General features: G+C 69.6%; 18 protein-coding genes and 1 pseudogene. 2 read left to right on the top strand and 17 right to left on the bottom strand.

Features of this window, described 5'->3' with window-relative positions; all coding sequences use genetic code 11:
• Nucleotides 1-16: 16 nt before the first annotated feature.
• Nucleotides 17-1,134 (bottom strand): annotated as a pseudogene (locus tag FL344_RS30045) (isoaspartyl peptidase/L-asparaginase family protein).
• Nucleotides 1,135-1,254: 120 nt separating this feature from the next.
• On the opposite strand from FL344_RS30045, the gene FL344_RS30040 reads away from it, so the two are divergent.
• A complete protein-coding gene (locus FL344_RS30040; RefSeq protein WP_141620947.1) occupies nt 1,255-1,926 on the top strand; it encodes a type 1 glutamine amidotransferase domain-containing protein in 672 nt (223 codons plus the stop codon).
• 51 nt (nt 1,927-1,977) lie between these two features.
• On the opposite strand, the gene sufT is transcribed toward FL344_RS30040, so the two are convergent.
• From sufT to FL344_RS30005, 7 genes are read right to left on the bottom strand one after another with little or no spacing between them, the layout of a single operon-like run.
• Nucleotides 1,978-2,520 (bottom strand): putative Fe-S cluster assembly protein SufT, encoded by a 543-nt coding sequence (gene sufT, locus FL344_RS30035; RefSeq protein WP_140860970.1) that lies wholly within the window; start codon nt 2,518-2,520, stop codon nt 1,978-1,980.
• Nucleotides 2,521-2,534: 14 nt separating this feature from the next.
• Nucleotides 2,535-2,993, bottom strand: a complete 459-nt coding sequence (gene sufU, locus FL344_RS30030) for a Fe-S cluster assembly sulfur transfer protein SufU (RefSeq protein WP_011551277.1) — start codon at nt 2,991-2,993, stop codon at nt 2,535-2,537.
• Nucleotides 2,990-4,213: a cysteine desulfurase gene (locus FL344_RS30025; RefSeq protein WP_141620946.1), complete on the bottom strand. Its 1,224-nt coding sequence runs from the start codon at nt 4,211-4,213 to the stop codon at nt 2,990-2,992. Before FL344_RS30025 ends, sufU begins: the two co-directional genes overlap by 4 nt.
• On the bottom strand, nt 4,210-5,550 hold the full coding sequence (gene sufD / locus FL344_RS30020) for a Fe-S cluster assembly protein SufD (protein ID WP_141620945.1): 1,341 nt from the start codon (nt 5,548-5,550) through the stop codon (nt 4,210-4,212). Before sufD ends, FL344_RS30025 begins: the two co-directional genes overlap by 4 nt.
• The gene (sufC, locus tag FL344_RS30015) at nt 5,547-6,329 is read right to left on the bottom strand and encodes a Fe-S cluster assembly ATPase SufC (protein ID WP_141620944.1); all 783 of its coding nucleotides are present in this window, start codon (nt 6,327-6,329) and stop codon (nt 5,547-5,549) included. Before sufC ends, sufD begins: the two co-directional genes overlap by 4 nt.
• A gap of 2 nt (nt 6,330-6,331) precedes the next feature.
• Nucleotides 6,332-7,768 carry a Fe-S cluster assembly protein SufB gene (sufB, locus tag FL344_RS30010; protein WP_141593169.1) on the bottom strand — a complete coding sequence of 479 codons (1,437 nt, stop codon included), beginning with the start codon at nt 7,766-7,768 and terminating at the stop codon, nt 6,332-6,334.
• Nucleotides 7,765-8,283: an SUF system Fe-S cluster assembly regulator gene (locus tag FL344_RS30005; RefSeq protein ID WP_011551272.1), complete on the bottom strand. Its 519-nt coding sequence runs from the start codon at nt 8,281-8,283 to the stop codon at nt 7,765-7,767. The genes sufB and FL344_RS30005 overlap by 4 nt, the downstream gene beginning before the upstream one ends.
• Nucleotides 8,284-8,467: 184 nt before the next feature.
• Here FL344_RS30005 and FL344_RS30000 point away from each other — a divergent pair, with 184 nt between their 5' ends.
• Entirely contained in the window at nt 8,468-9,652 is a 1,185-nt protein-coding gene (locus FL344_RS30000) for an ABC transporter substrate-binding protein (protein ID WP_140860963.1), read from the top strand.
• A 24-nt stretch (nt 9,653-9,676) separates the two neighbouring features.
• Here the strand turns inward: FL344_RS30000 and FL344_RS29995 are convergent, their stop codons facing one another.
• The 9 genes from FL344_RS29995 to FL344_RS29955 form a co-directional block, all read right to left on the bottom strand.
• Nucleotides 9,677-9,856 (bottom strand): hypothetical protein, encoded by a 180-nt coding sequence (locus FL344_RS29995; RefSeq protein WP_141620943.1) that lies wholly within the window; start codon nt 9,854-9,856, stop codon nt 9,677-9,679.
• Entirely contained in the window at nt 9,853-10,710 is an 858-nt protein-coding gene (locus FL344_RS29990; RefSeq protein ID WP_141620942.1) for a hypothetical protein, read from the bottom strand. Before FL344_RS29990 ends, FL344_RS29995 begins: the two co-directional genes overlap by 4 nt.
• The gene (locus FL344_RS29985; protein ID WP_141620941.1) at nt 10,710-11,822 is read right to left on the bottom strand and encodes a hypothetical protein; all 1,113 of its coding nucleotides are present in this window, start codon (nt 11,820-11,822) and stop codon (nt 10,710-10,712) included. The genes FL344_RS29990 and FL344_RS29985 overlap by 1 nt, the downstream gene beginning before the upstream one ends.
• Nucleotides 11,819-13,396, bottom strand: coding sequence for a TadE/TadG family type IV pilus assembly protein (locus FL344_RS29980; protein WP_141620940.1), 1,578 nt, complete (start codon nt 13,394-13,396; stop codon nt 11,819-11,821). The genes FL344_RS29985 and FL344_RS29980 overlap by 4 nt, the downstream gene beginning before the upstream one ends.
• Nucleotides 13,357-14,139, bottom strand: coding sequence for a TadE/TadG family type IV pilus assembly protein (locus FL344_RS29975; protein ID WP_141593174.1), 783 nt, complete (start codon nt 14,137-14,139; stop codon nt 13,357-13,359). The genes FL344_RS29980 and FL344_RS29975 overlap by 40 nt, the downstream gene beginning before the upstream one ends.
• Before the next feature lie 176 nt (nt 14,140-14,315).
• On the bottom strand, nt 14,316-15,851 hold the full coding sequence (locus FL344_RS29970) for a DUF4388 domain-containing protein (protein ID WP_141620939.1): 1,536 nt from the start codon (nt 15,849-15,851) through the stop codon (nt 14,316-14,318).
• Between the two features lie 16 nt (nt 15,852-15,867).
• Nucleotides 15,868-16,698, bottom strand: coding sequence for a tetratricopeptide repeat protein (locus tag FL344_RS29965; protein ID WP_141593176.1), 831 nt, complete (start codon nt 16,696-16,698; stop codon nt 15,868-15,870).
• Nucleotides 16,699-16,731: 33 nt separating this feature from the next.
• On the bottom strand, nt 16,732-17,937 hold the full coding sequence (gene hemW / locus FL344_RS29960) for a radical SAM family heme chaperone HemW (protein WP_141593177.1): 1,206 nt from the start codon (nt 17,935-17,937) through the stop codon (nt 16,732-16,734).
• A gap of 13 nt (nt 17,938-17,950) precedes the next feature.
• Nucleotides 17,951-20,103 (bottom strand): plectin 1 isoform 8 (locus tag FL344_RS29955; protein ID WP_141620938.1); only part of this gene is annotated, 2,153 nt, incomplete at its 5' end.

Here is a 20,103-nt window from a genome sequence, read left to right as displayed (position 1 = left end):
TGGCCGCCGTGCGCTGCTACTTCGCGCCAGCGGCCTCCGCCGCATCCCGGAAGATGGCCACGGAGGGCTTGCCGTCCTCGCCCACGTAGCCGCGGTACATGCCGGCGGAGTTGAAGGGCATGGCCACGTTGCCCTCGCGGTCCATCGCGATGACGCCGCCCTCGCCGCCGACCTTCACCAGCACGTCGTTGATGACGACGTCGGCGGCCTCCGGCAACGGCACGTTCTGGTATTCCACGCGGGCGCAGATGTCGTGCGCCACGGTGTAGCGAATGAAGAACTCGCCATGGCCGGTGGCGGACACGGCGCAGCGCGCGTCCGCGTACGTTCCCGCGCCGATGATGGGCGAGTCCCCACGCGGCCGTAGCGCTTGTTCGTCATGCCCCCGGTGGACGTGGCCGCGGCGAGCGCGCCCGTCTGGTCCAGGGCCACGGCGCCCACAGTGCCGAACTTGTGGTCCCCGCTCACTGGGTCATACCCCGACGGGAGCGAGGAGGACGGCTGCCGCGAGCGCTCCTTCTCCAGCGCGCGCTGGAGTCCCTGCCAGCGGTCCTCCGTGTAGAAGTACTTCGGGTCCACCAACTCCACGCCCTGCGACTTCGCGAAGGCCTCCGCGCCCTCCCCCACCATCATCACGTGCGGCGACTGCTCCATGACGAGCCGCGCCAGCGAGATGGGGTTCTTCACGTGCCGCAGGCCCGCCACGGCCCCCGCTCTGCGCGTCGCGCCGTCCATGATGGCGGCATCGAGCTCGTTGACGCCGTCATGCGTGAAGACGGCGCCCTTGCCCGCATTGAAATACGGAGAGTCCTCCAGGATGCGGACCGCGGCGCTCACTGCGTCCAGCGCGGAGCCGCCGCCGGCCAGCACCGCGTGTCCCGCCTGGAGGGACTGGGTCAGCGCGGCGCGGACCTCCGCCTCGCGCTCCGGGGAGAGATTCTCCCGGGAGATGACACCCGCGCCGCCGTGGATGACCAGCCCCCACTTCGGCTTGGGCGCGGGCACCTCGCGCGAGGTCGGCTGCTCGCTGTCGGTGCGAGCAGCTCCAGTCTGGGTGGCACAGCCCACGGGAGAAAGCAGCATCACGGCACCCACGACGAAAGAACGGCGAAGGAGAACGGAAGCGGCGGACATTCGAAGGACCTCCAGAGCGCTCCGTCGGTAGCACGCCCTCCGGGGAGGCACAACGCGGGGCCCGGCGGGAATGCACAGTGTCGAGACGACCAACCGTTCTGACACAGCGAGGTGTGCGCGATGAAGAAGCTGAAAGGGTTGCGAGTGGCCGTGCTCGCGGCGGATGGCTTCGAACAGGTGGAGCTGACAGCACCGGTGAAGAAGCTGGAGCGTCAGGGCGCCGAGGTGACGATTGTGTCACCCCACAAGGGCCGCATCCGCGGGATGAACCTTCTCATTCCAGGGAAGAAGGTGAGCGTGGACGCGTCCCTGCGTGAGGTGAAGGCGGCGGACTTCGACGCGGTCCTCCTCCCAGGAGGTTTCGTGAACCCGGACCTCCTCCGGCAAAGCGCGCTCGCGCTCGACTTCGTCCGCGACGCCGACGCGCTGGACATGCCCATCGCCGTCATCTGCCATGGCCCCTGGGTGCTGATTTCGGCGGGACTCGTGGAGGGACGGGCGCTGGCCGCGTGGCCGGGCATCCGCGACGACGTGCGCAACGCGGGTGGCCGCTGGGTGGACGAGCCGATGATGCGCGATGGCAACTGGGTCTCCAGCCCGGGACCGCGACAGATGTTCGCGTTCATCAAGGGCATGGTGGAGCTCTTCGCGGAGAAGATGCCGGAGGTCTCTGCTCGTGCGCCGATGGTGCCCGTGCGCCAGGCAGCGCCTTCCCGGTGGCCGAAGCTGCTCGCGGGAACGCTGGCCACCGCGGCGCTCGGATTGGGCGCGCGGCGGCTGGCCCTGCGCTGAGACGTCACCGGCCCTTGGCGAAGCTGTTCGCCGAGGGCCTTCGTCCCACGGCTACATCCAACCGAGCTGGAGCCGCGCCACGTCCGACATGCGCTCCTGCCCCCAGGGCGGATCCCAGACGAGCTCCACGCGCGTCTCCGCCACCCCAGGCACCGAGCCCACCTTGGTGCGAACGTCTTCCACTAGCACCGGCCCCATGCCGCAGCCGGGCGCGGTGAGCGTCATCTGGATGTCCACCCGCTGCCCGCCTTCCGGCAGCGGCTCCGCCTTGCACGCGTACACCAGGCCCAGCTCGACGATGTTCACCGGAATCTCCGGGTCGTACACCGTGCGCAGTTGCTCCCAGACCTGCTCCTCGTTGAACTCGCTGGGGTCGCCGGCGACCTTCTCCTTGGGGGCGTACTCCTCGCCCAGCGCGCCGCCGTCCTTCTCGTCGATGCGGAAGAGCTGACCGTAGGGGTCCTGCACCGTGATGTTGCCGCCGAGCGTCTGCGTCACCCGCAGCTCGGCGCCTTCGGGCAGCACCACCCGGTCCCCGCTGGGGATGATTGTCGCGGACACGTCGCGCTCCAGCACCGCCATCATTCCTCGCATGTGGCCCTCCACCCCTACTCCGTGGACACGGCCTCGCCGCGTCCCTCCAATGCCGCGCGCAGCGTGTGCCAGGCCAGGCTGGCGCACTTCACCCGCGCGGGAAACTCACTGACGCCGGACAGCACCGCCAGCTTGCCCAGCGCGTCCACGTCCACCGACTCCGGACCTTCCGTCACCAGCTTGTGGACGCGCTCGAAGAGGTCCTCCGCCTCCGCGCGCGTCCGGTCCTTCACCGCCCCCGTCATCAACGACGCGGACGCCTTGGAGATGGCGCAGCCCTGGCCCTGGAAGGCCACGTCCTTGATGACGCCGCCCTCCACCTTCAGCGTCACCACCAGCTGATCACCGCACAGCGGGTTGTGGCCCGCCGCCTCCGCGGTGGCGCCCTCCACCACGCGGTAGTTGCGCGGCCGCTTGGAGTGCTCCAGCACGACCTCTTGATAGAGGTCCTTCAAGTCATCCGACGCACTCACTGGAACACCTCCAGGACCTTGTGCAGGCCACGGACGAGCGCGTCCACGTCCTCGCGCGTGTTGTAGAGCGCCAGCGACGCCCGGGACGTGGCCGGCACCTTGAAGTGCTGCATCACCGGCTGCGCGCAGTGGTGGCCCGTGCGGATGCAGATGCCCTCTCGGTCCAGGATGGTGCCCACGTCGTGCGGGTGGACATCCGCCAGCATGAAGGACAACACGCCGGACTTCTCGCGCGCCGTGCCCACCATCCGCAACCCCGGCACCGACTCCAGCGCCTGCGTGGCGTAGGCCAGCAGCCCCCGGTCGTGCGCGGCGACTTTCTCCATCCCCAGCGCCTCCAGATAGCGGATGGCCGCCGCCAACCCCACCGCGCCCTCCAGGTTGGGCGTGCCCGCCTCGAAGCGGTACGGCACCCGGTTGTACGTCACCTTCTCCATTGTCACGGAGACGATCATGTCGCCGCCGCCCTGGTAGGGCGGCATCGCATCCAGAAGCTCCTTGCGGCCGTACAGCACGCCGATGCCGGTGGGGCCGAACATCTTGTGCCCGCTGAAGGCGTAGAAGTCGCAGCCCAGGTCCTGCACGTCCACGGGGAAGTGCGTCACCGACTGTGCGCCGTCCACCAGCACGGGGATGCCCTTCGCGTGGGCCCGCCGCGTGAGCTCCTTCACCGGCGCCACGGTGCCCAGCGCGTTGGACACGTGCGTCACCGCGAGGATGCGCGTGCGCTCCGTCAGCAGCGCGTCCACGGCGTCCAGCACCAGCTCGCCCCGGTCGTCCACGGGGATGACCTTGAGCACGGCGCCCGTCTGCTCGCAAAGCATCCGCCAGGGGACGATGTTGGCGTGGTGCTCCATCTGGGTGATGAGCACCTCGTCCCCGGCGCCAATGTGCTTGCGCCCGTACGTCTGCGCCACCAGGTTGATGGCCTCGGTGGTGCCACGCACGAAGACGACTTCCTTCACGTCCCGGGCGTTGATGAAGCGGCGCACCGTCTCACGCGCGCCCTCGTAGGCCTCCGTGGCGCGCTCGGACAACACGTGGACGCCGCGGTGCACGTTGGCGTTGTCGTGCTGGTAGAAGCGCACCAGCGCGTCGATGACGGCCTGCGGCTTCTGCGCCGTGGCGGCGCTGTCCAGGTACACCAGCGGCCGGCCCCGCACCTCCTGGTGGAGGATGGGGAAGTCCTTGCGGACCTGATTCACGTCGAAGCCGCTCATGCCGTCACCTCGCGCTGCGCCGCGCCCGGCAGCTTCAAGGCCAGGAGCGCTTCGATGTTCGCGCGCACAGGGCCGGCGGGCACCGCCTCCACCACCTCGCGAGCGAAGGCGTAGGTGAGCAGCCGCTCCGCCTCTGCGTGGGGCACGCCGCGCGAGCGCAGGTAGAACAGCGCCTGCGCGTCCAGCCGCCCCACCGCCGCGCCGTGCGCGCACTTCACGTCGTCCGCAAAGATTTCCAACTGAGGCCGTGCGTCCGCCTGCGCCGACTCCGACAGCAGCAGGTTGCGGTTCTGCTGCCGCGAGTCCGTGCGCTGCGCGTCCTGCCGCACGCGGATGAGCCCGTGGAAGGTGCCGCGTGAGTGACCATCCAGCACGCCCTTGTACAGCTCGCGGCTGGTGCACCGGGGCACCGCGTGGTCCAGCGCCGTGCGGTTGTCCAGGTGCTGCGCGCCCTGCCCCACATACAGGCCATTCAACGTCGCGTCGCCACCCTCGCCCGCGAATGCCGCGTGGACCTCGTTGCGCGCCATGGCCCCACCAAAGGCGAAGGCATGCGAGGCGAAGCGGCTGTCCCGCCCCTGCCGTGCATGGAGCGCGCCCACGTGCAGCGCCGCGTCCGCCTCCACCTGGAGCTTGTAGTGGTGGAGGCTGGCGTTGTCGCCCAGCGTCACCTCCGTCACCGCGTTGGTGAACGTCGCCGCCGAGCCCGCGGGGCCCGCGCTGGCATACGTCTCCACCAGCGTCGCTTCGCTGCTCTCCCCCGCCACCACGAGGATGCGCGGGCTGGACAGCACCGGCGCGTCACCGCGCGTGAGGAACACCACCTGCACGGGCACCTCGCTCAGCGCGCCCGGTGCCAGCCGCAACAGCACGCCCTCTTCCAACAGCGCCGCGTTGAGCGCGGTGAAGGCATGCTCGTTCGCCAGGGCCCGCTGTCCCAGCACGGACTCCAGCAGCTCGCCGTCCTCACGCACCGCGTCCCGCAGCGGCTTCAGCGTCAGTCCGCGCGGCAGGCCCGCCACGGACGACAGCTCCGGCGCCAGCCGCCCGTCCACGAACACCAACCGGGGCCCCGGCAGGCCCAGCCGCTCCACCACCGCCGACAGGTGGGCGGTGTCCCGGGGCCCATCCGTCCGTGGAATGAACGCTCCTTCCGCAATGGCCCCCAGCCGGGAGTACTTCCACGCCTCGTCACGCGTCGTGGGCAGGCCCTGCCGCTCGAAGTGGGCCAGGGCGTCGGCGCGCAGGCGCTTGAGCCACTGTGGCGCGGACGCCTGTTCGGGCGCCGCCTGGAAGCGCGTGGCCACGTCCAGGTAGTGCGCCAGGGCGGCCGTCATCGCCGTGCCTCCGCCGCCGTCTTCTTTCCACCGTCCAACCCCAGCCAGCCGTAGCCCTTCTCCTCCAGCTCCAGCGCCAGCTCGCGCCCGCCGGAGCGGACGATGCGGCCCGCCGCGATGACGTGCACCTTGTCCGGGACGATGTAGTCGAGCAGCCGCTGGTAGTGCGTAATCAGCACCATGCCGCGCTCGGGCGAGCGCAGCGCGTTGACGCCGCCCGCCACCGTGCGCAGCGCGTCGATGTCCAGGCCGGAGTCCGTCTCGTCGAGGATGGCCAGCCGCGGCTCCAGCACCGCCATCTGGAAAATCTCGTTGCGCTTCTTCTCGCCGCCGGAGAAGCCCTCGTTCACCGAGCGGTTCATGAAGGCCGCGTCGAGCTGCACCAGCTTCGACTTCTCCTTGGCCAGTTGGAGGAAGTCCATGGCGTCCAGCTCCTCCAGCCCCTTCGCGCGGCGCTGCGCGTTGAGCGCGGTGCGCAGGAAGTGGATGTTGCCCACGCCCGGAATCTCCACCGGGTACTGGAACGCGAGGAACACGCCCGCGGCGGCGCGGTCCTCGGGCGACAGCTCCAGCAGCGGCTTGCCGTCGAACAGCACCTCGCCCTGCGTCACCTCGTAGCCGTCACGGCCCGCCAGCACGCTGGCCAGCGTGCTCTTCCCGGAGCCGTTGGGGCCCATGATGGCGTGGACCTCGCCGGGCGCGACCTCCAGGTCGATGCCCTTGAGGATGTCCTTGCCCGCCACGCGGGCGTGCAGGTTGCGAACAGTCAAAAGCGCCATGCCTACCCCACGCTCCCTTCCAGGCTCACTCCGAGCAGCTTCTGTGCTTCCACCGCGAACTCCATGGGGAGCTCCTTGAACACCTGGCGGCAGAAGCCGTTGACGATCATCGACACCGCGTCCTCCTGCGAGATGCCCCGCTGCCGGCAGTAGAAGAGCTGGTCCTCGCCAATCTTCGACGTGGACGCTTCGTGCTCCACCTGCGCCGACGCGTTCTTCACCTCGATGTACGGCACCGTGTGGGCGCCGCACTTGTCACCGAGCAGCAGTGAATCGCACTGCGTGTAGTTGCGCGCGTTCTCCGCGCTCTTGAGCACCTTCACCAGCCCCCGGTACGTGTTCTGCCCGCGGCCGGCGGAGATGCCCTTGGACACGATGGTGCTGCGGGTGTTCTTCCCGATGTGCACCATCTTCGTGCCCGTGTCCGCCTGCTGCATGTGGTTGGTGAGCGCCACCGAGTAGAACTCGCCCACCGAGTCATCCCCCTTGAGGATGACGCTCGGGTACTTCCACGTAATCGCCGAGCCCGTCTCCACCTGCGTCCACGAAATCTTCGCCGCCCGGTGCGCGATGCCGCGCTTGGTGACGAAGTTGTAGATGCCGCCGCGCCCCTCCGCGTCGCCCGGGTACCAGTTCTGCACCGTGGAGTACTTGATGGTGGCGTTGTCCAAGGCCACCAGCTCCACCACCGCGGCGTGGAGCTGGTTGGTGTCGCGCATGGGGGCCGTGCAGCCCTCCAGGTAGCTCACGTGGGAGCCCTCCTCCGCGACGATGAGCGTGCGCTCGAACTGGCCCGTGTCCGCCGCGTTGATGCGGAAGTACGTGGACAGCTCCATGGGGCAGCGCACGCCCTTGGGGATGTAGACGAACGAACCATCGCTGAAGACAGCGGAGTTGAGCGCGGCGAAGTAGTTGTCCGAGTACGGCACCACCGAGCCCAGGTACTTCTTCACCAGCTCCGGGTGCTCGCGCACGGCCTCGGAGAAGGAGCAGAAGATGACGCCCGCCTTGGCCAGCTTGTCCTTGAACGTGGTGGCCACTGACACGGAGTCGAAGACGGCGTCCACCGCCACGTTCTGGAGCAGCTTCTGCTCATGCAGCGGGATGCCGAGCTTCTCGTAGGTGCGCAGAATCTCCGGGTCCACCTCGTCCAGGCTGGCCTTCACCGGCTTCTGCTTCGGCGCCGAGTAGTAGCTGATGGCCTGGTAGTCGATGGGCGCGTAGGTGACGGCCTGCCACGTGGGCTCCTTCATCGTCTTCCAGTGGCGGAAGGCCTTGAGGCGCCAGTCGAGGAGGAACTCCGGCTCCCCCTTCTTCGCGGAAATCTGGCGGATGACGTCCTCGTCCAGCCCGGGGGGAAACGTGTCCGATTCCACCTGGGTGACGAAGCCCGCCGCATACGGGCGGCGCGTCAGTTCCTGGAGGGTTTCGGTGCTCATGAGCGGACTCCTGTCGCGGAAGCGGGAGGGGGGTGGCCAGCGGCCGGGGAAGGCGCCGGGCGAGAGGGTGTCCCCAGGCCCACGAGGCGCTCTGGCACGCGGGGCGCGGGGGCGATGAGGTCCGCCAGCGTCAGCCGCCCCAGGGCCTCCTGGATGGCGTCGTTGATGAGGCGCCAGTGGCCCCGCACCTGGCAGACGGACTCCAGCTCACAGGGCGCACCCCCGGAGGTGTGGACGCCACACTCCGTGAGGGCGACTGGCCCCTCGAGCGCGGTGACCAGTTCGGCCAGCGGAAGCTCATGGGCCGGGCGTGCCAGTCCGTAGCCGCCGTTGGCGCCACGGTGCGACACCACGAGCGCCGCCTGGAGCAGGCTCTTGAGCACCTTGCTGGCCGAGGGAAGTGGCACGCGCGTGCGCGCCGCCAGCTCACGGGTGGTGCGCGTGTCACCCTCCGCGCGAGCCAGCTCGGTCATCAGCACGATGCCGTAGTCGGTCATCTTGCTCATCCGGAGCATGGGTGCGGGTGTCTCCTCTCTGGGTCCAGGCGCCGAAAAACCTCGGGCCACGGGGGACCTCATATGTAATCAGGACCGTTTCAGTCCACATTGCAATTTGAATCCCACCCTGAAGCGCCGCTGGTTGGAGGGCGGGGGGGAGAGGGATAGGGTGACGCCACCGTCCCCCGGAGGAACCTTGCCGATGCGCCGTCCCCTGATGCTGCTCGCGACCCTGGCCCTGGCCGTGGTGGCCTGCGAGAAGAAGAACGCGCCCGCCGCGCCCTCGCCGGAGGGGCAGGCGACCGGGGCACCGGCTGCTCCGGTGGACTCGAACACGATTCTGCTGGGAGAGGTCGGCAGCCTCACGGGGAGCGAGGCGACCTTCGGGGTGTCCGCGCGCAACGGCATCGAGCTGGCGCTGAACGAGGCCAACGAGGCGGGCGGCGTGAAGGGCAAGAAGCTCCAGGTGCGCGTCTACGACAGCCAGGGCCGGCCGGAGGAAGGCGCCCAGGCCGTGACGCGGCTCATCACCCAGGACAAGGTGGTGGCGATTCTCGGCGAGGCGGCCTCGTCGGTGTCCATGGCCATGGCGGAGAAGGCGCAGGCGGGCAAGGTGCCCATGGTGACGCCCACGTCCACCGCGCCGGAAGTGACGCAGAAGGGCGACTACATCTTCCGCGTCTGCTTCATCGACCCCTTCCAGGGGCTCGCGATGGCGAAGTTCGCGCGGGAGAACCTGAAGCTGTCCCGCGTGGCGGTGCTGCGCGACAACAAGAGCGCGTTCTCCATGGGCCTGGCGGACGTGTTCACCGCCAGGTTCAAGGAGTTCGGCGGCGAGGTGCCGGGCGACGAGAGCTACTCCAAGGGCGACACGGACTTCCGCGCGCAGCTGACGTCCCTCAAGCGGCTGAAGCCGGACGCCGTCTTCGTCCCTGGCTACTACACGGACGTGGGCATCATCGCGCGGCAGGCGCGTGAAATCGGGCTCAAGGTGCCGCTGCTCGGCGGCGACGGCTGGGACTCCGACAAGCTGTACGAGCTGGGCGGCTCCGCGCTGGAGGGCAGCTACTTCGCCAACCACTACTCGCCGGACAACCCGGACCCGCTGCTCCAGAAGTTCCTGGCCCGCTACAAGGCCACCTACGGCAGCGTGCCGGACAGCGTGGCCGCGCTGGCGTACGACGCGGCGCGGGTGACCATCGACGCCATGAAGCGCGCGCCGGACCTGAGCGGCCCTTCGCTGCGCGACGCGATTGCCGCGACGAAGGAGTTCCCGGGCGTGACGGGCAAAATCACCCTGGACGCCAACCGCGACGCGGTGAAGGAGGCCGTGGTGCTCAAGGTCTCCGGCGGCAAGGCGGAGTTCGTCACCACGGTGACGCCGTAACCGCGGCGCCCAGGCCCCCGCGCCTCAGATGGGGGCCTGGATGACGTAGTAGATGGAGTTGAAGTAGCGGTGCAGCGCGTTGAGCAGTTGCACCAGGAAGGGCCACCCCATCGTGCTGAAGCCCAGCAGGGCCGCGGTGACGATGGCGTACTCCACCATGGACTGGCCGCGGGCGGACCGCGACGGACACAGGGACTTCCTCATGGGGCAACGCTCCGGCGTAGCAGCGTGAGCTGGACCTCGACTCCCGAGCCCGGCGAGAGGCCGCGCAGCACCGCGCGGCCGCTCACGGACCCCTTGAGCACTTCGAAGGCGATGCCGTTCGGCGCCACCGGCGCGAGCGTTCCCACCTGCCAGCCGCGCTCACGGAAGAGGGCACCGTAGCGCTGCGCCGCCGCGTCCGGCGAGTCCGCCTGGAGCTGGCCCGTCACCACGTGGTGCGAGGCGCCCTCCAGGTTGAAGTTCACGGTGCGCGTCTCCGCGAGCTCGCCGGGCACGGGAAGCCAGTCGGGCACGGCCGCCGCCCGCGCCAGCATGGCGCCCACCTGGCCGGCGGAGACGAACACCAGCGTCTCACCCCCTTGCGCCAGTGTGGACACCAGCCGCACCTCTTCCGTGGCGGGGCTCCAGTAGCCCACGTAGCCACCCTGCTCTCCGTGGCGTTGGTGCAGCACCGGCAGCCCCTTGGCGAGCAGCGCCTGTGTGTAGTGCTCCAGGACCTTCGCGGGCGCGTCTTGCGTGGAGAACCACGCCACCGCCATGGGCGCCCCGGGCCCCAGGTAGTCGGCGGCGAGCGGTTCGGGACGGGTGGCGTTGGGGTACGGCGGGAAGTGGACCAGTGCCCGCTGGAGGATGGCCTCCTCCGCGGGTGTGCGCACCCACCCGCTGGAGGATGTCTCCACGTCGGTGCCCAGCTCCGGCGGGCTCCATTCCTGATGGCTGTCACTGCCCCGGTAGACGGCGTGCTCCCATGAGAAGCCGATGAGACCGCCCACCACCGCCACGGAGAAGAGCAGCGCGGGAATCCGGACGACGGGGCGCGAGGCGGCAACGGGCATCAGCACGACTCCGACCTCGCGCAACCCAGGTACCAGTTGCCACGCGCCTCATAGGTGCGCTGGTTGTTGTTGCGCTCCCAGTCCTGCCACTCGTTGCTGAAGTAGCCCTGGCGGCCTCCCTGCTGCTCGATTTCCTCCCCGGCGCCGTCCCCCCCCTGGTCGGGCTTGATGGCGAGGCTGGGATTGCGAGGGTCATCCCCAGGCGTCCGGTAGCTCTGGGACTCCAGCCTCAGGCTGTCATGGAGGAGCCCCGAGCTGATGGCCTGGTTCACCAACTGCTCGGACGCGCTCGACATGTCGGTGAAGCCGCTGTTGTCCTCGTTCTGGTAGAGCTGGGTGACGCGCTCGTGCATCCCTCGCCCACCCGCGGTGCCCGGCCGCACGTCCGCGTGCTCCGTGAGTGCCCAGGTGTCGGTGAGGATGGCAATCTGCTCCCAGGGGAGCAGGTAGACGTTGTCGCCTCGGGCATGGCCTTCCGGGAGCGTTTCGCCCGTTGCGTTTCTGTGGATGCCGTTGGCCCGCTCCTGCTTCTCCTTGGCCAGCTTCACCTCGGAGAACTCCGGCAGGAACGACTCCGGCAGGAGGTAGTTCTGGACGCCCAGGCGCGCGGAACAGCGGATGAGGCCGCCCCGCCCGAAGGTGTCCATGAAGGACTGGTGGAGTGAGACGCCGTACGCGCCCACGGCCTGTGCATCCAGGGTGCAGTACACCTGCCGTGCGCCAGGATTGAGCCAGCACGCATGGGCGACAACGTCCGTGTGGTGGTCTTCTGAATCGGGATCCGCGCTGCACTCCGGCCCCTTTCCTGGGCCGTAGCTGTCGATACCCGACTCGTGGTCGCAGTACATGTACCGCGAATAGGCCTGCGCCATCTCGAAGCCAGAGAAGGCCTCCGTCGTCGTCCCCCCGTCCTCCGTCGCGACGCTCTCGGGCTCCTTCTCATAGTCCAGGACGGTGTAGTCCCAGGCCGTGGACAGGGAGGTCTCCTGCGAGTCCAACATGTGGCGCAGCAGGTCGAAGAGGAACAGCGAGTAGAGGAACACGGGGACGATGACGAGCATGCACACCGCCATCTCCACGGCCGCGGCACCTCGCCTGGATGCGCGCTTCACAGGGACACCCCCGGGACCCGCGCCAGCCGGGACGCGTCCGTGTTGCCTGCCGCTTCCAGGACCTCCGCGGCCTCGTCGGATGAGATGGGGTGCAGCTTCGCGCGCCAGTAGGGACTGAAGAGGTTGGGCGCCTCACGCCAGCCATTCGCGCCGAAGCGGTGGTAGTAGACGAGCGCCTTGGAGAGCGCCACGCCCTCCTGCGCCGCGAGCGTCAGCGTCGCGGTCCCCTGCGCGCCATGGTCCAGCTGAATCTGGGCCGACGCGTTCAACTCCCAGGGCGCCCGGCTCGGGTCGCCGACCCGGAGTCGCCGCGTCAGGTAGCTGTACACGCGCGGCTGCCCCCAATCCCTGCCAGAGGAGGGATTGGCTCGGAACTTCATGAAGCAGTTGCCCGACCGGGCGCAGCCCGACAATGCGTTGGCGTTGACACCCTCGAAGTTGTGCGAGCCCGAGTGCGCGCCACCCGGGGTATGGTCGCCCCCGTTGGCATCGCTCCAGACTTCCGCCTCGTAGTCGGTGGTCGACGTGAGCTGGTGCTCCCAGGTGTTCCGAATCGCCCCTTCCTCTCGCGCGGCAATCGTCGTCCCCTGGTTACCGCCTTGCTTCCCGCCGTCGTTGACCTGGCCCTTGTCCTGAACCGACTTCGCCGTTCCCTCGTGGGAGGTCACCGTGTACAGCTTCTTCTGTGCGATGTCCCGAAGGTCCCGGATGACGTCGTCATGCAGGTACGGGGGCTTTGCAACCCCGCGCGCTCCGGTCTTTCGTGCCGCCGGCCAGCCAGAACGGGTGGCGTTGGAGATTTCCGTCATGACCCTGGCGAGCGCTTCGGGCGAAGCGTTCTCCACGCTCCCCCGGCAGTTCATCCCATCCACCGCGCAGTTGAATTCATTCGCGTTGAGCCCCCCCACGGCTTGCGGCAGGGCACCGACGTCCGGCGCGGTGTAGTCCGCCAGGAGCGACAGGCCATGGCTGCGGCCATCCTGGATGGCCTGGAGCGTCTGGGAATGCGCCTCACGCTGGGAGGCATGCAGGTTGTCCACCATGACGTCGAGCCCCCGAATCGCGGCGTTGAAGCTGGACTCCAGGGCACGGACCTTCTGGTCGTACTCACGGCCCGCGTTGGCGAACTCGGTCGCGATCTTCGTCGCTTCCATGGCGTGCACGCAGTGCTCGTAGCACCCCTTGCAACTGCACATGATTTTCTCGCGCCTTGCGAACTCCTTGAAGTTCGCCTCCGAGGCCCGCATCATCGAACCCGTCACGCTCGCCGCCGCCATGTATGCGTGGAGGCTGTTCATCGCGACGTAGGAAGCCGCGATGGCCCGGTTGCTGACTGCATAGTAATTGAGCGACCGCGCCTCCAGGACCGCCATGGAGTACGCCAACGCGTCGCTGTGCTGCTGCAAACCCATCTTCTGCCGCAGCGCATGTGCGAGGTTGAAGCTCAGCGTCACCATCAACGCGAGCACCAGGAAGGACAGCGCTCCCAGGACAATGGATTGCCCTCGCTGCGCGCGTCTCCTGGCCGAGGCGCTCACGGCGCCTTGCCTTTGTAGGAGAATGGGAAGACGCATTCGTTGCTCCCTGGGAGGGCTGCCCGGTTGAGGAAGAAGTTGGACTGCATCCGCATGGTGTAGGTGGCGCGAATGGGGGTGATGTAGACTTTCTGCGCAGCCGCCTGCTCCAGGAGGGACTCCGTGCGGTCCGGTTTGTCGCCCTGCTTCTTTGGGTCGGTAGGCTTGCGATACATTCGCAATTCCTTCCGCAGCTCGCGGCCACGGGTGGATTGGTAGATGACCCAGTCCGCGAAGGGGATGATCATCCGGTAGTTGAACGTCACCTGGACGCGCAGCTTGGTGCGGTGGCTCTCCTTCCAGCCCGTGGGCGCGGTGTTCCGGGGGTCATCGAAGTCCAGCTCCGGACCCCCTCCACCGACGTCGCTCCGCGTGGGGCCGCAGACGGTGACCTGCGCGTGTTTCAGTGACGTACCGGGAATCTGGTTGCCCGACACGTCACGCCACTTGGCCTGGAACTCCGCCGCGCTTCCCACCGGGGGGATGTAAGCCCCCTTCTGCCCGGGAACGCTCAGCATCGGCATCAGCACCGCGAGCGCGGCCTTCTCCATCTCCTCGACCTTGGCGCTGTTCAGCGACCCAGCCCGCACAGCCTTGTAGGCGGCGTACTTGGTCAGCAGCCGCGCCTGGTGCATCAGCCCCAGCTGGAGGATGCCCAGGATGAGGAAGACGAACAGGGGAAGGACAATGGCAGCTTCGACGGCCGCCTGGCCCGACTGATTCCTCTCACGAATGCTGCCCATGGCGCCAAAGACTACCCAGCGCCCCCCGCAAAAAGGAAAACCCAGGCCCCTCCCGGCCCGCAAATAATGACATCCACTGTCGGGCGCCAAACAGACGCCACCCGCAGGGACTGGAAATGGCTCCAAACCCAACAACAGACAAACCCTGTCAGGCAGGCGACCAGACAGGGGCTTGCCTAGCGCCGCCGGACAATCTCCTGGATGAGTTCGACGTAGCGGCGGTTCTTCGGGTTCAGCTTGAACGCCTTGCGGAACGCGTCTTCGGCCTGCCCCCACTGGCCTTCGCCCTGGGCCACTTCACCCAGGAAGGCCCAGCCCTCCTCCAGCGTGGGCTCCTGGCGCAGCACCTCCTGCAACTCCTGCTGCACCAGCCGTCCGTGCGCCTCCGGCTTCATCAGATAGCGCGCGTAGGCCCGGTAGGCCTGGTACAGCGGCTTCGGGTCGATGTCGCAGGCGTACTCGAAGTACTCGAAGGCCCCCGCGTGGTTCCGCGCGACCAGCCGGCGCTTCGCCTCGTCGAACTGCGTCGTCGCATCCAGCAAGTCCGTGCGGATGCGGAACTGCTCGGCCGTGGTGGGCCGCGTGCCCCGGTCCTTCTCCCGATGCGCCGCGCGCCGCTTGCGCCACAGCAGGTTCTGCTCCGCGTCCGACAGCGCGCCAAACGCCTTCGCATGGGCCGCCAGCAGCACCTCCGCCTTCTCGCGGAGCTCCGGCGTGTGGAAGCGCAGGGGCGCGTAGCGGTCCGCCAGGGCCAGGAAGGCCTTGCGCAGCGGCACCGGCTGCACGTCCTCGGGCACGTCCAACAGCGCGAAGGGGTCCTTGCTCCGGTGCGACATGAAGGCGCTCACCAGGGCATTGCGCGCCGCCTCGTCCTCGTCGGAGAACGGCGTCCCCTGCGAAGCGGGCGCCGCCACCGGAGGCGCCACCGGTGCGGGCGCGGCGGATGCCGTCCCCTTCCCCGCGCTCAGCCGGGCCGCCTTCGCGTCCACGTCCTCCACGAAGCCCGCAACCTCCAGCAGGCACAGCGCGTACAACCGCCGGAGCACCACCTCCGTGTCGAACCCGGTGCGCTCCATCAGCTCCCCGAAGGTGGGGCGCAGCCGGAGCGCCTGGAACAGCCGCGCGTCCTTCGACGACAGCTTCAGCCCCGCCTCCGCGCCCGGCATCTGCCCGAAGCGGCGCTCGTCCGTGAAGGTGAAGTGCGTGGCCACCGCGTCGAAGGGCATCACGTTGGCCACCCCCGTGAGGATGAGCTGGCCCGTGTTCGTCCGCACGCTGGCGTCCGGAGGCTCCACGTCGGCGATGAGCCGGTACTTCGCGTCCACCCAGCGGAAGCAGTCCAGCAGCTTGTGCGCCAGGTTCGCCTGCAATTGCTTGTACAAATCGAAGGGACTGATGAGGCCCTTCTGCACCAGCAGGCCGCTGAGCGGCACCTCCGCGGAGATGCTCTCCGCCAGCGCCTTCTGGTAGTCCGTCTCCGACAGCTTGCCCTTCTCCACCAGGTACTTGCCCAGCGTCTCGTGGAGGAGGTTGGACTGGCACGCCACCGGCGCGCCGTCCTCGAAGACGATGCGCTTCTCCCGCTGGCGCACCTTCAATTCCAACGTGCAGGTGCGCTCCTCCGCCATCAGCGCGTGAAGCAGCAGGGGGAACGGCGTGTCGGCCAGCACTCCCTCCCGCTGGCGGAGGACCTGCGACGGCGTGGGGAACATGGGCGAGAGCCTAGCGCTACTCGCCCTGGTACTCCTCCATCCCCGACGCAGTGGGTGGCGCGTCATACACGTCGTAGCCGTAGCGGCCGCCGTAGCCTCGCTCCGGGGTCACTCCGAACCGGGGCAACATGGACGCCAGCAGGCCCAGCACCAGGGCCACGGCCGCCGCGTACATCAACGGCCGGCTGGGCCGCGCGCGCCAGGCCCACTTGCGCTCCCGGCGCCGCTGGAACCGGGGCGCCACCACGTATTCGGACCAGGCCAGGTCGCGCATCCGCTTCGCGTCGTCGCCGCGGCCCGCCCGGCTCAGGGCCTTGGCCAGCAGGTAGCGGCCTTCCACCGTGCCGTGTCGCACCTTGCAGTAGCGCTCCAGCGCCTCCACCGCGCCCGGCACGTCGCCGCGCTTCAGCCGGAAACGGCCGCGCTCCAGGTCGATGGCGCCCAGCTTGTGGTCCGGGTCCAGCTTCGCCGCCTCGTCCAGCAGCAGCTCGCCGCGCTGCGCGTCCCCGGCGCCCAGGTAGGCCACGCCCAGCAGATACAGCGTGTCCACGTCCTCGTCGCCCGCCTCCAGGTTGGGCTTGAGGATGTCCACCGCCTCGGCGTAGCGGCGCTGCTCCACGCGGATGTCCGCCAGTTCGTGCCGCGCGCGCCGCTCATGCGGGTTGGTGAGGATGGTGCCCGCCAGCTGCCCCGCGCGCTGGAAGCGCTTGAGCAGCCGCACCGGGCTGGGCAGCACCTGCCACGTGAAGCGGTCCGCCACGAAGATGATGACGATGATGAGGCCCAGCGACAGCAGCGGGCTGCCCGTCAGCAGGGTGAGGAACAGCCACAGTATCCACTTGCTCATACGCCTCTCGAAATCCGTTCCAGTGGACGCCGCCTAGAGCAGCCGCGCGCACACGGCGCTGTGGACGTCCGCGCCCTTCTCCGTCAATGCCAGCCGCCCGCCCCGCAGCGTCGCGAAGCCGTGCGCCACCAGCCGCGCGACTTCCGCCCGACGGGGCTCCACCGGCTGCCCATATCGCTCGCAGACGGCCTCCCAGTCCACGCCCGACACCAGCCGCAGGCCCATGGACAGGCGCTCCGCGAAGAGTTCCTCCGGGCCCAGCGGCTCGCGGCCTTCCTCTGGCAGCCGCCCCGCCTCCGCCTCCACGAGGTAGCGCTCCGCGCTGCGCAGGTTCACGTACCGGTGCGGCTGGGGCGACAGCAACATGCCCGTGGCCCCCACGCCCAGCGCCAGGTACTCCCCGCCCGTCCAGTACAGCGCGTTGTGCCGTGAGCTGAACCCCGGCCGCGCGTGGTTGGACACCTCGTAGCGGTGCAGCCCCGCCGCCCCGTACACCTCGCGCACCACCCGCGCCATGTCGACCACGGTGTCGTCGGGCGGCAGCTCCAGCTCGCCGCGCTTGAGCCGCTTCGACAGGGGCGTGTCCTCCGCCAGCACGTCGCGCTCCACCGTCAGCGCGTAGGTGGACAGATGCTCGGGGGCCAGCGCCACCGCCCGGCGCGCATCCGCCTCCACCTGCGCCACCGTCTGCCCGTGCACGCCATAGATGAAGTCCATGGCCACCACCGGGAAGGCCGCGCTCCGGGCCGCGTCCACGGCCCCTTCCACCATGGCCGCGTCATGCGCGCGCCCCAACGCCTTGAGCGTCTCCGGCTGGAAGGACTGCACGCCCAGCGACAGCCGGTTCACCCCCGCCGCGCGGTAGCCCGCGAAGCGCTCCGCGTCCGCGCGCTCCGGATTGCCCTCCAGCGACACCTCCACGCCAGGCGCCACCCGCAGCCTCGCGGCGATGCCGTCCAGCACCTGGGCCACGTAGCGCGGGTGCCACAGGGACGGCGTCCCACCGCCCAGGAAGATGGAGTCGAGCACCTTCCCCGCGAGCGAGGGCTCGGCGGCCAGCCGGGTATCCAGCTCCGCCAGCACCGCGCGGGCGTAGCGCTCCTCCGGCACCTGCCGCGCCACCGCCACCGCGAAGTCGCAGTAGGGGCACTTCGCAAGGCAGTACGGGAAATGCAGGTACAGCCCGAAGCGGGCCGCCGGCATTCCCGTGAGGGCATCCACTGGCGCGTCGAAAGGCATGAAGGAAAAACCTCTACCTCTTGCCCTTCAATTGCGCCTCCAGCCGGGCAATCTTCGCCTTGTAGCCCGCCGCGTTCTCGAGCGCTGTCTCGGCCGCCACCAGCTTGCGCTTGAGGTTGGCCGCGTCCGCCTTGAGCTGCTCGCGCTCCGCCTCCCAGTCCGCTGGCGTACCCGCGCTCTGGGAGGGAGTCCCCGGCTGCTCGGCGAGCTTCGCCTCGAGCGCCCGCCGTGCCTCCTGCTCTGCTCGCAGCGAGGCTTCCACGTCGGCCCGCTTCTGCTCCTCGGCCTTCAGCGACGCCTCCGCGCGAGCCAGCTTCGCCTCGGTCGCAGCGCGCGCCGCGTCCGATTTGCCGGCCGACGCGGCCTGGGCCTTCGCGCCTTCCAAGGCCCCCTCCATCATCTTCAGCCGGCCCTGGAGGCGCTCCACCTTGTCCGCCTCGGCGCGCGCGGCCTCCAATTCCTCGGTGAGCGAGGCCACCTGCGCCTCGGCGCCGCCCTGCCCCACCGTCAGCGACTCCACCTGGGCCTCGGCCTGGGCCGCCTTCACCTCCGCGTCGGTGCGCTCGGCCTCCGCCGCCTCGCGGCGTGCACGCTCCAGCGCCAGCGCCTCCTGGGCCTTCGCCACCTCTGCTTGCAGCCGCACCAGCTCCGCCTCGCGCTGGCCGGACGCAGTCTCCAGCATGGACACCCGGGCGGCCAGGCCGACGCGCTCGGCGTCCTTGGTGGCCGCCTTCAGCTCCACCGCGGCGAGCTGCTCCTTCCACGACGCATGGTCCGCGTGCGCGGCCTCCACCGCCGCCGTCAGCTCGGACACCTTCGTCTCGGCCTGCTGCACCGCCTCGCCCAGCGCCGCCGCGTCCGCTTCCATGCGGTCGCGCAACGACACCTGCTCCACCTCGGCGGCTTCCAGCGCCTCCTTCAGCGCCGCGGCCTCGCCTTCCGCCAGCTGCGCCCGCTCACTGGCCTGTGCCAATCCCTCTTCCAGGGCCAGTGAGCGCTCCTCGGCCTTCGCCGCCTCCGCCTCCAGCTTCGCCTTGAGCTGGGTCAGCTCCGCCGTGCGCGCCTCCAGCGCCTGACGCAGCGCGGGCAGCTCCGCGGCCTCGGTGGTGCGCGCGGTGAGCGCCGCGCGCAGGCCCACGATTTCGGCGTCCTTCAGCGCCAGCGAACGCTCCAGCTCCGCCACCTGCTCCTGCAGGGTGCGCAGCCCGTCCTCCACCACCGCCAGCTGCTTGCGCGCCTCGTCGCGCTCGGCCTCCAGCGTGCCCGCGCGGCCCTGGGCCTCCTCCAGCGAGTTCTTCGACCAGTCGCTCTCGCTCTCCAGCGCGCTCAGCCCGGACTGGGCCTCCGCCAGCGCGGCCTCCAACTGCGCGGTGCGCAGGCTCAGCGCGTCCTTCTCCGCCGACGCTGCCTCCAGGTCGGTGGTCAGCCGCTCCACGTCGGCGATGGCCTGCTGGTACTGCTCCTGGACGGCCTCCAGGGCGCCCTGGGCCTCGGACTTCTCCGCGGCCAGCTCCGCCACGCGGTCCTGGGCCAGCGACAGCGCTTCCTTCGCGCCAATCAGCTCCTCGGCCACGGCGCCACGGGCCTCGCGCTCCTCCTGGAGCTCCGCCGTCAGGCGCGGCACATCGGATTCGACCTCCGCCAGCGCGCGAGACAGGTCCTTGCGGTCCGCCTCCACCGCGGAGAGCTCTTCCTGGAGGCTGGCGAGCCGCGACTGGGTCTTCGCCTCCGCCCGGGCCAGCTCCTCCTGGAAGGCGGAGACACTGGCCTTCGACTCCGCCAGCTCCTTGCGCGCCAGCGTCAGCGACTGCTTCACGCCGTTGAGCTCGCCGTCGCGCTCCGCGTACAGCGTCCGGGCCCGCGCCAGGGTCTCCGTCTTCTGGCGGACCACGGCCCGGAAGTACTCCAGCTTGTCCTCGGGCGAGCCGCCCATGGGCATCCGGATTTCGGGCGGCTCACCGAATGGATCATTCCCCGGGGCCCGCGCGGCGCGGACGGCGGGGGCAGCAGCAGCGGCAGCCGGGGACGCGGGCGCCTTCGGGGACGCGGGCGCTCCCGTGCCCTTGGGCACGGCGGCCAGGGGGGCGGCCGGACGGCGCGGCGGCAACGGAGGCGGAGCGGCGGGCGGTGGAGCCGAGGGCGGTGGCTTTGGCAAGGGCCTGGAGG

Origin of the sequence: Myxococcus sp. AB036A (assembly GCF_006547355.1) — a bacterium.
GTDB classification, from domain to species: Bacteria; Myxococcota; Myxococcia; order Myxococcales; family Myxococcaceae; genus Myxococcus; species Myxococcus virescens.
This window is presented reverse-complemented; position numbering and strand designations above follow the sequence as displayed.

What these genes read in the sequence shown, in the direction of transcription:
- FL344_RS30040 (WP_141620947.1), top strand. Translation starts at nt 1,255, where the DNA reads ATGAAGAAGCTGAAAGGGTTGCGAGTGGCCGTGCTCGCGGCGGATGGC.
- sufT (WP_140860970.1), bottom strand. Translation starts at nt 2,520, where the DNA reads ATGCGAGGAATGATGGCGGTGCTGGAGCGCGACGTGTCCGCGACAATC.
- FL344_RS30025 (WP_141620946.1), bottom strand. Translation starts at nt 4,213, where the DNA reads ATGAGCGGCTTCGACGTGAATCAGGTCCGCAAGGACTTCCCCATCCTC.
- sufD (WP_141620945.1), bottom strand. Translation starts at nt 5,550, where the DNA reads ATGACGGCCGCCCTGGCGCACTACCTGGACGTGGCCACGCGCTTCCAG.
- sufC (WP_141620944.1), bottom strand. Translation starts at nt 6,329, where the DNA reads ATGGCGCTTTTGACTGTTCGCAACCTGCACGCCCGCGTGGCGGGCAAG.
- sufB (WP_141593169.1), bottom strand. Translation starts at nt 7,768, where the DNA reads ATGAGCACCGAAACCCTCCAGGAACTGACGCGCCGCCCGTATGCGGCG.
- FL344_RS30005 (WP_011551272.1), bottom strand. Translation starts at nt 8,283, where the DNA reads ATGCTCCGGATGAGCAAGATGACCGACTACGGCATCGTGCTGATGACC.
- FL344_RS30000 (WP_140860963.1), top strand. Translation starts at nt 8,468, where the DNA reads ATGCGCCGTCCCCTGATGCTGCTCGCGACCCTGGCCCTGGCCGTGGTG.
- FL344_RS29995 (WP_141620943.1), bottom strand. Translation starts at nt 9,856, where the DNA reads ATGAGGAAGTCCCTGTGTCCGTCGCGGTCCGCCCGCGGCCAGTCCATG.
- FL344_RS29990 (WP_141620942.1), bottom strand. Translation starts at nt 10,710, where the DNA reads ATGCCCGTTGCCGCCTCGCGCCCCGTCGTCCGGATTCCCGCGCTGCTC.
- FL344_RS29980 (WP_141620940.1), bottom strand. Translation starts at nt 13,396, where the DNA reads ATGCGTCTTCCCATTCTCCTACAAAGGCAAGGCGCCGTGAGCGCCTCG.
- FL344_RS29975 (WP_141593174.1), bottom strand. Translation starts at nt 14,139, where the DNA reads ATGGGCAGCATTCGTGAGAGGAATCAGTCGGGCCAGGCGGCCGTCGAA.
- FL344_RS29970 (WP_141620939.1), bottom strand. Translation starts at nt 15,851, where the DNA reads ATGTTCCCCACGCCGTCGCAGGTCCTCCGCCAGCGGGAGGGAGTGCTG.
- FL344_RS29965 (WP_141593176.1), bottom strand. Translation starts at nt 16,698, where the DNA reads ATGAGCAAGTGGATACTGTGGCTGTTCCTCACCCTGCTGACGGGCAGC.
- hemW (WP_141593177.1), bottom strand. Translation starts at nt 17,937, where the DNA reads ATGCCTTTCGACGCGCCAGTGGATGCCCTCACGGGAATGCCGGCGGCC.